This is a genomic window from Streptomyces sp. SID8352 (assembly GCF_009862265.1).
Lineage (GTDB): Bacteria > Actinomycetota > Actinomycetes > Streptomycetales > Streptomycetaceae > Streptomyces.
Genome location: NZ_WWGX01000075.1, coordinates 90,049 through 105,526, shown reverse-complemented (window position 1 = coordinate 105,526; position 15,478 = coordinate 90,049). Strand labels below are relative to the sequence as shown.

General features: G+C 77.3%; 3 protein-coding genes (1 of these 3 cut by a window edge). All 3 read left to right on the top strand.

What is annotated here, in order from left to right:
• The first annotated feature begins 279 nt into the window (after positions 1-279).
• Tightly spaced (at most 2 nt apart), the 3 genes in view from GTY84_RS23355 to GTY84_RS23345 form a layout consistent with a single transcriptional unit that may run on beyond the window.
• Positions 280-4,017: a beta-ketoacyl synthase N-terminal-like domain-containing protein gene (locus GTY84_RS23355; RefSeq protein ID WP_345943503.1), complete on the top strand. Its 3,738-nt coding sequence runs from the start codon at positions 280-282 to the stop codon at positions 4,015-4,017.
• A gap of 2 nt (positions 4,018-4,019) precedes the next feature.
• Positions 4,020-15,047 (top strand): SDR family NAD(P)-dependent oxidoreductase, encoded by an 11,028-nt coding sequence (locus GTY84_RS23350; RefSeq protein WP_161228337.1) that lies wholly within the window; start codon positions 4,020-4,022, stop codon positions 15,045-15,047.
• Positions 15,044-15,478, top strand: partial view of an SDR family NAD(P)-dependent oxidoreductase gene (locus GTY84_RS23345; protein WP_161228336.1) — the 5' end (the start) only. It continues 14,589 nt past the right edge of the window; only the first 435 of its 15,024 coding nucleotides appear in the window; it begins with the start codon at positions 15,044-15,046; its stop codon lies beyond the right edge, outside the window. Before GTY84_RS23350 ends, GTY84_RS23345 begins: the two co-directional genes overlap by 4 nt.

Here is a 15,478-nt window from a genome sequence, read left to right as displayed (position 1 = left end):
CGCGGGGCCCGTGCGCGAGGCAGTGCCGGGCGGCCCCCCGGCCGTGGCAGGGCCCCGGGACGGGGGGACGGGCGCCGGGGCGCCCGCCCCGGCGCCCGGTGCAACGGCCCGCGGCGACGCGGACGGCGGACCGGCCGTGCCCGTCGGCTCCCGTCCGGCCGCCGTCCTCCCGGCCGCACCGGTGCCGGACCGGGAGACTCCGGGCCGGGGCGCCGGGGCGCCCGTACCCGCCGGGGTGCGCGGGGAAAGAGGCTCTCCGGGGGCCGCACCGGCGGTGCCGTGGGGCACCGCTCCCCCCGGGACCGCCGTACCGGCCGCCGAGCCTCCGGAGCCCGCACCGGCGCACGGTGCGGTGGTCCCCGAACTGCTGGTGCGGGAGTGGGTGGAAGCATCTGCGAGCGGTCCCGTCGCCGTGGACGGCGGCCCCCTGCGGATCGGCGTGCTGCTCGTCGGGGCGCGGGACGCCCTCGGGCTGGCCGAGATCGCCGCCCGCGCGGCGGGCGCGGACAAGAGCGGCTGGGCCGTGGTGCGCGAGCGCAGCCTGCTCCCCCATCTGGGCCCCGACGAGTACGACCTGGACCTGGACGACCACGCGGCGGGCCGGGACCTCGCCGGACGGCTGTACGAGCGCTACGGGCGGCTCGACGCCGTCGCCGACCTGGCCGATCTCTCCGACGGCGCGCGGGACGGCTCACCGCGGGACCGGGAGGCGGCCCGGATCGGCCTGCTGCAGGAGCTGGTGCGCCGCGCCGCCGGGGCCGGGCACGAACTGTCGCTCCTGCACGTCACCCGCGGCCGGGAGGCCCTGGGGAACTCCGCGCCGCGCGCCCGGGGCGCGGCGATGGCCGCCCTCGTCCGGTCGGTGGGCGCCGAGTACCGGGCCGTGCGCGCGGCCTCGGTGGACCTGGACCCGGTCACGACGGACCCCGCGGCGGTGCTCGACGCCGTGCGGGCGGAACTCGCCGCGCTCACCCGGGACCCGGGCGAGGTCTGCCTGCGCGGCACGCGGCGCTGGGTGCCCGGGCCGCTGCGGGTGCTGCCGACCGGTCCGGAGCGGCCGGACCTCGATCCCGGCCGGACGTATCTGGTGACCGGCGGCACCTCGGGGGGCTGGGGCTGGCGGCGGCGCGGCGGCTGGCGGACCGGGGCGCCCGGGGGCTGGCGCTGCTGGGGCGCCGTCCGCTGCCGCCGCGCGCCGACTGGCCGCGGATCGCGGATGCCGCGGCCGGGGGCCGGGAGGCACCGGGGAGCGCGGCGGACCCGCGGACCGCGGAGCTGGTGCGGACGGTGCTGGAGCTGGAGGGGCGTGGCGTGCGGGTGCTGGTCCACACCGGGCCGCTGACCGACCGGGCCGGGCTGACCGGCTTCCTGGACCGTGTGCGCGGCGCTTCCGGACCGGTCGCCGGGGTACTGCACTGCGCCGGTTCGGTGGACCGCAGGCCCCCGGCGTTCGTGCGCCGCACGCCCGGCGCCATCGCGGGCACCTGGGAACCGAAGACGGCCGGGCTGCGGGTGCTGGACGAACTGGTGCGGGCCGACCGGCCGGACTTCGTCGTCCTGTACTCGTCGGTCTCCGCCGTGCTGCCCCGGCTCGCCGTCGGACTGGGCGACTACGCCGCCGCCAACGCCCATCTGTCGGCGTACGCGGCCGAGCGCAATGCCGGGGAAGGACCCGACGGCACCCGCTACCTCTGCGTCTCCTGGGGCAGTTGGACCGGACTCGGCATGGGTGAGGTGACGGCGGCGGCCTATCACAAGGCGGGATTCGGCGCGTTGGGCCGCAAGGAGGGGCTCGGTCTGCTGGAACGGGTGATCGCGGGCCGGATCGACGGAGCGGTCGCGGCGGCCGTCCGCCCCGGTCACTTCCCGCCCCTGGCCACCGGCCCGGCCCCGCTCCCCGCAGCGCTCCCCGCCCCACCGCTAGGTGGCGGCGCACCGGCGGCGGACCCCCGCGCCGACGGCGGGACGGTGGCCGCCGGCCCGGTCCCGCCGGTGGTACGGCCCGGCGGCGCGCACCACGGCACCGTCCGCGCCACGGAGCCGGAGGCTCGGACACCGGCGCAGGCGCAGGCACAGGCACCGGCCGAAGCACACGCACACGACGCGGCGGTGGACGAGACGAAGGAGCCCCAGGTGACGACCTCGGAAGGCGCCCCGGGCGCTGCCGTCGGAGCGGCGGTCGAGGAGTTCCTCCTCGACCTCATGGCCCAGGAGCTGATGCTGTCGAGGGAGGCGGTGTCGGCCGATTCCCCCTTCGCAGAGCTGGGCGTGGACTCCATCCTGATCGCCGGGATGGTGGGGAGACTGGAGGAACTGGCCGACGCCCCGCTCGACCCCTCGGTGGTCCTGGAGAACCCGACGGCCGGACGCCTCGCCGCCTTCCTGACCGGCGAACACCCGGAGGGCGTACGGCGCTGGGCCGACCGGCGGGACCCGGTCCGCGTCCCGGACCGGTCCACCGCGGCGGTCAGCGCGCCGCGCCCGGCGGCCCCCGTTCCCGCCGCGGTGCCCGGGCCCCGGCCACTGGCCGTGATCGGCATGGCGAGCCGCTTCCCCGGGGCGCCCGACACCGACGCCTTCTGGGAACTGCTGGCCGGGGGCCGCAGCGCGATCCGGGAGGTGCCGGCGTCCCGCTGGAGCGCCGCCGAACTGTACGCGCCGCAGAAGGCACCGGGGCGCTCGCTCTCCCGGTGGGGCGGATTCCTCGACGGGATCGAGGAGTTCGACCCGGAGCCGTTCGGCATCGCGGCCGAGGACGCGTCCCATGTCGACCCGCTGATCCGGCTGGTCCTGGAGTGCGCCGAGCAGGCGTTCCGGGACGCCGGGTACGAGCGGCCCGAACTGGCGGGCACCCGTACCGGCGTGTTCGTGGCGGCGCAGACGGGGGCGTACGCGCAGCGCGTACGGGTCCCGCACCGCGCCACCGTGACGGGGCTCAACCAGAACTTCGCCGCCGCCCAGCTCGCCCAGGTCTACGACCTGCGCGGCCCGCATCTGGTGGTCGACACCGCCTGCTCCTCGTCGCTGACCGCGCTGTCGCTGGCCGAGCAGTCGATGCGACTGGGCGAGTGCGAGACGGCACTGGTGGCCGCGGCGGACCTGCTGCTGGACGAGATGCCGTACCTCAAGCTGAGCGCGTCCGGCGCGCTGTCCCCGGACGCGGAGTGCCGGGTCTTCGACGCACGGGCGAACGGCCTGGTCCTCGGGGAGGGGGCGGGCGCCCTGCTGCTCAAGCCGCTGGACGCGGCGCTCGCCGCCGGAGACCGGGTGCACGCGGTGGTGGAGTCGGTGGCGGTCAACAACGACGGGCGCACCATGGGACTGACGACGCCCAACCCGGAGGCCCAGGAGGAGGTGGTCCGCCGGGCGCACCGCGCGGCGGGTGTGGACCCCGCCGCGATCGGCATGGTCGAGGCGCACGGCACCGGCACGATGATCGGTGACCCGATGGAACTGCGGGCCCTGACCCGCGCGTTCGGGGACGGGTCCGGGAGTACCGGGTACTGCGCGGTGGGCAGCGTCAAGTCCAACATCGGGCACGCGCTGATGGCCGCCGGCATGGCGGGCCTGCAGAAGGCGGTGCTCGCCCTGCGCCACCGGCTGATCCCGCCGACCCTGCACTGCGAGACGCCCAATCCGCGCTTCGCCTTCGACCGGTCGCCCTTCCGTCCGCACACGGTCCTCGGGGAGTTCGCCCCGCTCGGGGGCGCGCGCCGGGCCGGGGTGAGCGCGTTCGGCTTCGGCGGCGTCAACTGCCATGCGGTGCTGCGGGAGTTGACGGACGCCGAGGCGGCGTCGCGCCCCGCGGTGCGCCCGGCGCTGCCGCCCGCGGTCTTCCACCGCGTCCGCCACTGGGTGGACCGGGATGCGGGCACGGCGCCCGCGCCGACCCCTGCCCCGGTCCCGGCGGCCCCGGCCGCGCCCTCCCCGCTCTCCGTCCCCGCGCCCGCGGCCGGTTCCGGCACCGGTGCCGTTGCCGTTGCCGGACCGATCCTGCCGCTCGAGGAGTTGATCTGACGATGTCCGACCCCACCCCGTCGTACGAAGCCCGGGACGCCGTGCGCCGCCTCGCCGGGCGCCGGTTCGCGACCCGGGTCACCGCGCGGGACGCAGCGGTGCGCGACCATCTGGTGCACCGCACCCCGGTGCTCCCCGGTGTCTTCCACCTCGACCTCGTGCTGCGCCTGGTGCGGCACCTGGGGGTCGATCCGGCCCTGGTCGAGCTGCGGCGCTGTGTCTTCATGCGGCCGCTGATCGCCGTGGGCGACCTCGACCGGCAGTTGGAGGTGAGCGTGGGCGAGCCGGGGCCGCAGGGCGGGGTCCAGGTCACCGTCCGCAGCCGCCCGGTGGTGGGTGGGGTGGTCGCCGACGAGGAGTGGCGGGACAACTTCCGGGCGGAGATCCACGGCACGGACCCCTGGGTTCCGGACCCGGTCCCGGCGGGACGGCTGGCCGCCTCCTCCGGGCCGGGCTCGCTGGACGCCGACGACCTGTACGCGCTGGCCCGCCAACTCGACATCGAGCACGGGCCGTTCATGAAGGTGCTGGGGCGGGTCGGAGCCGGTGAGGGCTTCTCGGTGGCCGATGTGCGGCTGCACGCCAGCGCGGTGGAGGCCCTCGGGAACTTCCATGTGCACCCCGTCTTCATGGACTTCTCGGTCCTCGTGCCGTTCCTCCAGTTCCCGGAGCCGGTCCGGCGCGGCATCGTCCAGCCCTTCATCCCGATCTACGTCGACTCCTTCCGCGCCCGGCGCCCCCTGGAGTCCCGGACGCTGGTGCACGCGCCACAGCTGCCGAGCCTCCATGTGGACGACTCCACGCAGGCCGTCGTTGCCGACATCGACCTGTGCACGCCGGACGGGGAGGTCGCGGTCCGGCTGTCGGGCTACCGCGCGAAGCGGGTGCGCACGTCGGAGGACATCCGCAAGTACGCGGCGGAGGGCCGCCGTCCGGCCGTGCGGAGGGCGGAACCGGCGCCGGCTCCGGCACCGGGGGGCGCCGCGCCCGCGTGCGCGGAGGCCGCGCCCTCCGCGCACGCGGCGGTGCCCGAGTCCTCCCCCGCACCGGAGGTCGGGCGGGCCGCGCCGGCACCCTCGCGGGAGGCGACGCCGGCCCCGTCGGCGCCCGGCGGCGGTCTCACCGCCCTGGTGACCGCGCTCGTCGTCGAGCAGACCGGTGGCTCCGCCCCGGCCGTCCTCCCCGACCAGGGCTTCTACGACGAACTCGGCCTGACCTCCGTCGACCTGCTCGCCATCGCCGGAAGGCTGGAGACCGCCCTCGGCACCGAGCTGTATCCCACCCTGCTCTTCGAGCACCCCACCATCGCCCAGCTCGTCGCCCACCTCCAGGAGGAGGGGGTACGGGTACCCGAACCGCCGGACCCCGGTCCTCCCCCGGCCACCGCCGAGCCCTCCGCTCCGGCCGCCGCACCCGACACGGCACCGTCGCGGGTGTCCGGGCCCGCGTCCGCGCCCTCCGCGGGCGGCGCACCGGACGGGACCGCCGACGCGCCCATCGCGATCGTCGGCGTGGCCGGCCGCTACCCTGGCGCCCGGAACCCCGACGAGCTGTGGGAGGTGCTGCGCTCCGGCCGCGACTGCCTGGGCGACGTGCCTCCCGAACGGTGGGACGCGGACGCGTGGTTCGCGGCCGAGCCGGGCACCCCGGGCCGCACCCATCTGAGACGGGGCGGGTTCATCGAGGACGTCGACCGCTTCGACGCGGCGTTCTTCCGTGTCCCCCCTCGGCAGGCCGCGCTGGCGGACCCGCACGAGCGGCAGTTCCTGGAGGTGGCCTGGTCGGCGCTGGAGGACGCGGGATACACACCGGAGTCGCTGACGGCGGCGGCGCGCGGCCCGGTCGGCGTGTTCGCCGGGTCGATGTGGGCCGACTACCACCTGCACGGCCTGGACAGCGTGCGCGACGGCGGCTCGGAGGTGGCGCTGAGCTGGCTCGGCGGCGTTCCCAACCGGGTCAGCCACGCCTTCGACCTCCGCGGCCCCAGCGTCCTGGTGGACACCGCCTGCTCCTCCTCGCTCGTGGCGCTGCACCAGGCCTGCGAGTCGCTGCGCCGGGGTGAGTGCCGGGCCGCCCTGGTGGGCGGGGTGAGCCTGTCGCTGCACCCGTACAAGTACCTGCGGTCGTCGGCGGGCGGGCTGCTGGCGAAGGACGGCACCAGCCGCCCCTTCGGCGAGGGTGCCTCCGGCTACGTCCCGGCGGACGGGGTGGGCGCGCTGGTCGTCCGGCCGCTGGCGGACGCCGAGGCCGACGGCGACCGGATCCTGGCCGTGGTGCGCGGCTCCGCCGTCAACCACACGGGCCGCACCGCCGGTTACACCGTCACCAGCCCCGACGCCCAGAGCCGGGTGGTGGAGGAGGCCCTGGCGCGGGCCGGCGTCCCGGCGTCGACCGTGACCCTCGTCGAGGCGCACGGCGCGGCGACCGCCCTCGGCGACCAGTTGGAGGTGGAGGCGCTGACCCGGGCGTACCGCAGGGAGACCGACGCCGTGGGCTACTGCGCCATCGGGTCGGTGAAGGCGAACATCGGGCACACCGAGGCCGCCGCCGGGCTCGCCTCCCTGACCAAGGTCCTGCTCTGCCTGCGCCACCGCACGCTCGTGCCCGCACCGCACGCCGACCGGCCCAATCCGGCGATCGACTTCGCGGGCTCGCCCTTCCGGCTGCCGCGCGGCGAGGAGCCCTGGACCCCCGTGACGGACCCGGTGACCGGGCGGCCCGCGCCGCTGCGGGCGGGGATCAGCGCCTTCGGCTTCGGCGGCTCCAACGCCCATGTCGTCCTGGAGGAGTACGTACCGTCCCGGGCTCCGGCGCCCGGCGCGGCCGAGGGCACGGGCACGGGCCGCCAGGTCGTCGCCCTGTCCGCCCGGACCGGGGAGCGGCTGACGCGCCGGGCCGCCGATCTGGCCGCCGCCCTGCGCTCCCGGCCCGGGATCCGGCTGGCCGACGTCGCCCACACGCTCGCCGTGGGGCGGCGTCCCCTGGGCGAGCGGCTGGCCCTGGTCGTCTCGTCCACCGGCGAACTGGCCGACGCCCTGGACGCGTTCGTCTCCGGCCGAGTCCCGCCGGTGCCGCACACCCGCGCCACCGCCCGGCCCGGGGCGTCCCAGGCGGCCCCGCCGTCCCCGGCGGACCACGCGGCGGTGGCCGCGTCCTGGGCGGGCGGCCGCACGGACACGCTCGCCCCGGTACCGGGCGGCCGGCGGATACCGCTGCCCACCTACCCGTTCGCCGGGGAGCGGTACTGGGTCGGCCGCGCGACGCCCCCGCCCGCGCCGGCGCCCCCGGCCGGACGGGTGGCTCCGCCCACGATCGCGGTGCCCTCCGCGCCGCTTCCGGAGCCCGGCCCGGGGCCGGTCCCGACGCCGCCCGGCACCGGTTCCGTGCCACTGGAGGACCTGCGGCGCGTGATGCTGTACGAGCCCGCCTGGGCACCACGTCCGGCACCCGCGCCGTCGGTGCCGCTGGACGGGGCGTGCGTGCTGGTCCTGGACACCTCCGGGGCCCGCCTCCCGGCCCTGCGCACCCGGGTGCGCCCCGTGCTGGTCACCCCGGGCGACGGCTTCGCCCGGCTGTCCGGCGACCACTTCACCGTCGTCCCGGACTCCGCCGAGGACCACCGCAGGGTGCGCGAGGCGCTGGAGGCGGAGGGCAGGGTGCCGGCGGCGATCCTGCACCTGTGGCATCTGGACGGCTGCGACCCCGACGGGCCGGCCGACCGGCCCACCGGGCTGCTGTCCGTCTACGCGCTGTGCCGGGCGTGGGCGATGGGGCGCCGCACCGCGCTGCCGGTCGTGCACGCCTACCACGCGCCCGACGAGTGCCCGCCCGACGCCTCGGTCGGCGGACTGGCCCGCGGACTGCGGCTGGAGCAGCCCAAGCTGCCCCTGAGTACGGTGCGGTTCGCCCGGCCGACCGGTGGTGATCAAGCGGGAGCGGTCGCCGCGCTGCTCGTGGAGGCGTCCTCTCCCGGGGACCTGGAGGTCCGGTACCCCGCGGGCACCCCGCGCGAGGTGCGCGGCTTCGCCCCCGCCCGCGCGCGGGCCCACGGGACACCGCTGGCCCGGCCGGGCGGCACGTATCTGATCAGCGGGGGCACCGGGGGCATCGCGCGGCACGTGGCGCGGCGGATGGCCCGCGCGGCGCGGCCCGACCTCGTGCTGTTCGGCCGCTCCCCGGAGGGCCCCGCGCAGCGGGAGTTCCTCGCGGAACTGGCCGCGCTCGGCTCCCGGGCCGTCTACCTGACGGCGGACGTGACCCGGCTCGACGAGATGCGGCGGCTGGTCGCCACGGCGGAGGAACGGTTCGGGCCGGTCACCGGGGTGATCCACACGGCGGGGGTGGTGGAGGACGGCCTCCTGATCACCAAGCGGCCCGACTCCGTGCGCCGGGTGCTCGCGCCCAAGCTCGACGGCGCCCGCAACCTCGACCTGGCGACCGCCGGCCAGCCCCTGGACTACCTGGTGCTGTTCTCCTCCACCTCCGCGGTCCTCGGCTCCGTCGGTACCACCGACTACACGGCGGCCAACGCCTATCTGGACGCCTTCGCCGCCCGGCGGGAGTCCCTGGCCGCCCGGGGCGGGCGCCGGGGCCGCAGCGTCGCCCTGAACTGGCCGCTGTGGGACGAGGGCGGCATGCGGATCAACCCTGCCGTGGAGGCCCAGGTGCTGGAGAGCACCGGCCTGGTGCCGCTCCGGACGGCGCACGGGCTGGCCGCGCTGGAGGCCGGTCTGGCCCATGACGGCCCGCAGCTCGCGGTCTTCGAGGGCGACCGCGCCCGGGTGGAGCGGCTGCTCGCAGTCATCCTGCCGGAACGCGTCCGCCCCGCCGCCACGGACGGGACGGCCCCGGCCGACGGCCTCCCGGCCACTCCGTCCGACGGTGCGCCGCAGACGCCCGGAGCGCCCGGGGACCTGCGGGGCACACCCGGCGGGCATCAGGCCGGGGCGGGCGAGAGCGACCCGGTGCCCTGGCTGGAGAGCGTGATCTCCGAGGCGGTGGCGGGGACGCCGGCGCGGGAGGCCGCACCGTCCGGGGAGATGAACACCTGGACCTTCATGGAGCTGGGCCTCACCTCGGTGGACGTGGTGCGGCTCGGGGAGCGGCTGGGGCGACTGCTGGGCGTCGCGATCTCCCCCACGCTGTTCTTCCGTCACACCCGCGTCCCGGAACTGGCGGCCCATCTGGCCGGGGCGCACCGCGAGGCGGTCCTCGCCGCCCGGCGCTCCTCGCCCACGGCGGGAACCGACACGCTCCACCCGGTGGGGCCCGGCGCCACGGGCACGGGGGCCGCGGTGGCCGCCGCACCGGCCCCCTCCGCCCGTACGTCGTCGCCCTCATCAGCCCTCCAACAGCACGTGGACGAGCGGGACATCGCCGTGATCGGCCTCGCGGGACGCTTCCCCGGCGCCGCGAACGCGCGGGAGCTGTGGGACGCCCTCGTCACCGGGCGCGATCTGGTCGGGGCGGTGCCCGCCGACCGCTGGGACCACACCGGGTTCCTGGACCCCGACGGCGCGCCGGGGACCACCGAGTGCCCGGCCGGCGGCTTCCTCTCCGACGTGAGCCGGTTCGACGCGGCCTTCTTCGGCATCCCCGCGGCCGAGGCCGAGGCCATGGACCCGCAGACCCGGCTGCTGCTGGAGGTGCTGCACGAGGCGGCCGAGGACGCGGCCGTCCTCCCGGCGCTGCGCGGCAGCGACACCGGTGTCTTCGTCGGCGAGTGCTTCCGCGACTACGAGGGCGAGATGATCGCCCTCGGGCGCCGCCCGGGGCCGTACGACGCGACGGGGATCGCCACTGCGATGGCGGCCAACCGGCCCTCCCACCACTTCGGGCTGGAGGGCCCGGCGATCACCGTGGACACGGCCTGCTCCTCCTCGCTGCACGCGCTGCACCTGGCCGTGGAGTCGCTGCGGCGCGGCGAGTGCTCGATGGCCTTCGCGGCGGGCGGCAACCTGATACTGACACCCCGTCACTATCTGTCGCTGTCCGGGACGGGGGCCCTGTCGCCCAGCGGTCGCTGCCACGCCTTCGACGAGCGGGCCGACGGCTACGCGCCGGCCGAGGCGGTGGCCGCGGTGCTGCTGAAGCCGCTGCGGGCGGCGCTCGCCGACGGGGATCCCGTCAGGGCGGTCGTCAAGGGCGTCGCGGTCGGCCACGGCGGGCACGCGGGCGCCGTCACGGCGCCGAGTCCGCAGCGGCAGACCGCGCTCATCGAGCGGGCCTGGCGCGACGCGGGGGTGCCCGCGCACACCATGGGCCTTCTGGAGGCGCACGGGACGGGTACCCGGCTCGGCGACCCCGTCGAGATCGAGGGGGTGCGCGGCGCCCTGACCGGCCGGCCCACCGACGCGCCGCCGGTCGTGGTCGGCACCGCCAAGGCCCATCTGGGTCACGCGGAGGGCGCGGCGGGCGTGATCGGGGTGGTGAAGGCGGTGCTGTCCCTGGAGCACCGGCGCATCCCGGCGATGCCCGGCTTCCGCACCCCCAACCCGTATCTCGCCCTGGACGACGGGCTGCTGGCCCTCGCGACCCGCACCGCCGACTGGGCGGCCCGGCCGGGCGTCCCGCGCAGGGCGGGGGTCAGTTCCTTCGGGTTCGGCGGGGCCTACGCGCACGCCGTGCTGGAGGAGGCCCCGGCGGGGGCGCGCAGGGCGGCGGACGGGACGGGCCGGAGCGTGGTGGTGCCGTTCTCCGCGACGTCCGGGGAGGAACTGGCCGAGGTGCTGTGCCGCCACCGTGCCGCCCTCGACGGGGTGCCGGACCCGGCGGCGGTCGCCGCGACCCTGCAACGGGGCCGCGAGGCCCTGCCGGTGCGGGCCGCCGCGGTCGCGGGCACCGCGACGGAACTGCGGGACGTCCTGGACGAGTTGATAGCGGGACCGACCATGCCGGGAGCGGTCCGGGCGGCGCCCGGTTCGCCGTCCGCGGCCGTGGACACCGCCCGCCGCTGGGCGGAGGGCGGATCCGTGGACTGGGCGACGGCGCCGGGGGGCTCCGGGGCGCGGCGGCTGAACCTGCCCGGACGGCCCTTCGGCGGCGGACGGTTCTGGCTGCGCGAGGCGGGAGAGCGGATGCCCACGGCACCGGGAGCACGGACTCCGGTGGCGCCGGATGCGCGGGGACCGGGCGCGGCGGCGCACGCGCGGGGGGCGGCGGAGACGCGAGCGCCGGGAGCGGAAGGAATGAAGGGAGCGCGGGGGCCGCGCGCCTCGGCACCTGACCCGACGCCCGACGCGCCCGCGCTTCCCACGCCACCGCATGCCTCTGTTCACCCCACGTCCCCGCACGCGCCCGCCCTCTCCGCAGTCCCGGACGGGTCCGGCGGACGAGCAGCCGGGGTCGCCGGCACCGCGCCGCCGGACGCCGACGGTCCCGTCGGGGCGGCGCTCGCGGCGGCCGGGGAGTTCCTGGACCGGGCGGGGTACGACGCGGCCGGTGTGCGGCGCGGGCTGGACCGGCTGGGCGCCGTCGGTACCCGGCTCGCCGCGCTCTCCCTGCGCGAACACCTCGGTGTCACGGGCGAGCTGACGGCGGCCGCGGTGCTGGCGGGGCTGCCGCCGGTCGAGCCGTACGGGCGCCACGTCGCGCGGCTCGCCGCCATGATGGCCGCCGCGCCCCGCCCCCTGCCCGACCGGGCCGCCGAACGAACCTTCGTCGAAGGTGAGTTCGAGATGCTGGTCCGGGACCATCCGGAGGTCGGCAGCCTGGCGGCGCTGGCCCGCGAGGTGATTCCGCACATCCCCCGGGTGGTCACCGGTGCCGTGTCGGCGCTCGACCTGTACTTCGGCGGCGAGGTGGCGGACCTGCTGGGCCAGGTGTACCGGGGCAACGCCATCGCCGACCACTACAACACCCTGGTCGCCCGCCTCGCCGAGGGCTTCGTCGGCGCGCGTCTCGCCCGGGACCCGGACCGGACGGTGCGGGTGCTGGAGGCGGGCGCCGGTACCGGCGGCACCACAGCACCGGTCCTGGAGCACCTGGCGCGGCACGGGGCACGGGTGGAGTACACCTTCACCGACATCTCCGCCTCCTACTTCCGGCGGGCCCGGGGCGCCCTCTCCGGTACCGGAGTACCGATGGTGTTCACCACCTTCGACGTGGAACGTGACCCCGCCGCGCAGGGATTGGGGACGGGCGCGTACGACCTGGTCATCGCCGCCAACGCGGTCCACGCGACGAGCGACGTCACCAGGTCGACGGCCCGGCTGCGGGAACTCCTCGCGGACGGCGGGCTGTTGCTCCTCAACGAGATCACCTCGGACATCGACTACCAGTTCCTGCTGTTCGGCCTGATCCCCAGCTGGTGGACGTGCCGTGACTCCGAACGGCTGCCCGGCGCACCGCTGCTGGCGCGCGACCGCTGGCAGGACGTCCTCCGTCGGGCCGGATTCACGCGGTCCTGGGTACGGGCGCACCGCACCGACGAGCCGGACGGGGACACCGACCAGTGCGTGATCGTGGCCCGGGCGGGAGGCACCGCGCCCCCCGTCCCCCCGATCACCGCACCCGCCCGGACGGCTCCCGCTCCCTCCGCCCCGGCGGGGACCGCCCCCGCCCCCGCGCCCTCGCCCTCGCCCTCGCCCTCGGCCGCGGAGACGGAGCGGGCCGTCCGTGCCCATCTGCGGGAGGTCGTCGCCTCGTTCCTCTCCGTGCCGGCGGACACCGTGGACGAGGAGACCTCCTTCACCGAGCTGGGCGTGGACTCCCTCGGCACCATCCAGCTCGTACGGGAACTCGAACCGGACTTCGGGAAGCTGCCCAAGGTGCTGCTCTACGAGGCCGGCACCGTCGCCGCGCTCGCCCGTGAACTGCTCGCCCGCGCACCGGAGTCGTGCGCCCGTTTCGCGGCCCCCTCCGCCCCGGCCCCCGGGTCCGGGGCACCGGCGGGGAGCGGCCCGGACCCGCGGCCCGGGACCGCCGGAACGACGACCGCCGACGCCGACGCCGACGGGACGGACCCGGCGGGCACCGCGCCCCGGGACCCGGTGGCCGTCGTGGGCATGGCCGTCCGCGTACCCGGCGCACGCACCACGCGCGAGCTCTGGCGCCATCTGCTGGCGGGCACCGACCACGTCACGCAGATCCCGGCGGACCGCTGGGACTGGCGTCCGCTGTTCGGCGACCCGCACCGCGAGCCGGGGAGGACCAACAGCCGCTGGGGGGCGTTCGTCGACGGGGTCACCGAGTTCGACGCCGAGTTCTTCGGCATCTCGGGCCGCGAGGCGGAGGTGATGGACCCGCAGCAGCGGCTGATGCTCCAGACCGCCTGGCACGCGGTGGAGGACGCGGGGCACGCGCCGTCCTCGCTGCGGGACACCGACACCGGGGTGTTCATCGGCACCACCTCCCACGACTACGCGACGCACCTGGCCCGGGTGGGCCGCTACCGGGAGCCGTACGCGGTCAACGGCAACGCCAAGACGGTGCTGGCGAACCGCATCTCCTTCGAACTCGGGCTGCACGGGCCCAGCGAGGCCGTGGACACCGCCTGCTCCAGCTCCCTCACCGCCCTGCACCACGCGGTCCGCGCCATCGAGAACGGCGAATGCTCCTCCGCCCTGGTCGGCGGCGTGCACCTGCTGCTGGCGCCCGACATGTACGTCGCCCTCGGCCAGATGGGCGCGCTGTCCCCGGACGGCCGGTCCCGGGCCTTCGACGCCTCGGCGAACGGCTTCGGCCGGGGCGAGGGCGTGGTCGCGCTGTACGTCAAGCCGCTGTCGCGGGCGCTGGCCGACGGCGACACGGTGTACGCGCTGGTGCGCGGCTCCGGCGGGAACCACGGCGGCCGGGCGCAGTCCCTGCCGGTGCCCAACCCGGCCGCGCAGGCGTCGCTGATCGCGCGGGTGCTGCGCGAATCGGACACCGATCCGCGAACCGTCGGCCTCGTCGAGGCCCACGGCACCGGCACGGAGGTCGGCGACCCGATCGAACTGCGGGGCCTGCGGAGGGCGTTCGCGGAGCGCGCGGGGATCGGGGAGGACGAGGAGGTGGCCCCCTGGTGCGCGGTGGGGTCGATCAAGTCCAACATGGGCCATCTGGAGGCCGCCGCCGGGCTCGCGGGGGTGGTCAAGGCCGTACTGGCCCTGCGGCACGGGATGATCCCGCCGAGCGTCCACTTCCGCCGGGCCAATCCGCTGCTGGACCTGGAGGGCAGCCCGTTCCGGATCGCCGACCGGCTGCGCGCGTGGCCCGCACCGGTGGACGGACGGGGGCGGGCGCTGCCCCGGCGGGCGGCGGTGAGTTCGATGGGCTTCGGCGGCACCAACGCCCATGTGATCCTGGAGGAGTACCCCGGGCACTCCCCCGCCCCGGCGGCCCCGGACGACGAGCCCGCCGAACGGCTGTTCGTGCTGTCGGCCCGGGACGAGGAGCGGCTGGCGGACGCGGTCCGCGCCCTGGCCGACCGGCTCGACGGCGCGCGGGACCTGACGGCGGCCGAGGTGTCGCACACCCTGTGCACCGGCCGGAACGCGATGGAGCACCGGCTCGCCGTGGCCGCCCGCACCCTGCCGGACCTCGTGGCGGCCCTGCGCCGCCACGCCGAAGGACGCACCGCCGACGGGGTGTTCGGCGGGCGGGCCACGGGCTCGGGCCCCGCGCCGCGCCCCTCGGCCGGCCGGGTCGGCGACGCGCGCACGGTGGGCCGGCTCTGGGCCGGGGGCGGGGCGGGCGCGGAGGAACTGGCCGCGCTCTCGCGGCCGGGCACACGGCGGGTGAGCCTGCCCGGCTACCCCTTCGCCCCCACCGCCCACTGGGCGGAGGCCGAGCCCGACGGGGAGCCCGGTCCGGCCGGCCCCGCCGGACACCCCGGGCGCACCGGGTCCGGGGCCCCGCCCGCCACCGCGGCCCCCGGCACCCCCTGCCCGGTGGCACCGGACGTCCCCGGGGGCCCGGCCGCCGCCGACCCCCTGCGGGACGACGCCCCGCAGGAGCTGATCGCCTTGCTCGACGCCCTGAGCAGAGGCGACGTGACCGTTGACGACGTGGACCTCAGCCTGGTCCGGAACGACGGGATGGAACGATGACAGCCAGCACCGACACGCTCCGCCGTCTGGTCCTCGAACGGGTCCGCGACGGACGGCTGGATCCCGGGGTGGCCGCCCGGCTGCTCGCCCGCGCCGGGGCCGCCGACCCTGCGGAGGAGCGCCCGGGGACCGTACGGTTCGTCCCCGTCTGGGAACCGGCCGCCGCGCGCCCGGCCGGGCACCCCGCCGTCGCGGCCGGGGACGTCCTGTTCCTGACCGACGCCGCCGCGCCCGTACCGGCCGGGGCACGGACCCTGCGGACGGACGGGGCAACCATGGAAGCCGGGGACTGGACGGCGCGGCTGGCCGCGCACGCCGCGCGGCACGGGCGGCCACGCGGACTGGTCCTCGACCTGGGGACGGTGGAGGCCCGGCACGCGGTGGAGCGGGCGCTGCCCCTGGTGCGCGCCCTGATCCCGGACCGCTCGGCC

Coding starts and splice junctions, on each gene's coding strand:
- GTY84_RS23350 (WP_161228337.1), top strand. CDS start 4,020: ATGTCCGACCCCACCCCGTCGTACGAAGCCCGGGACGCCGTGCGCCGC.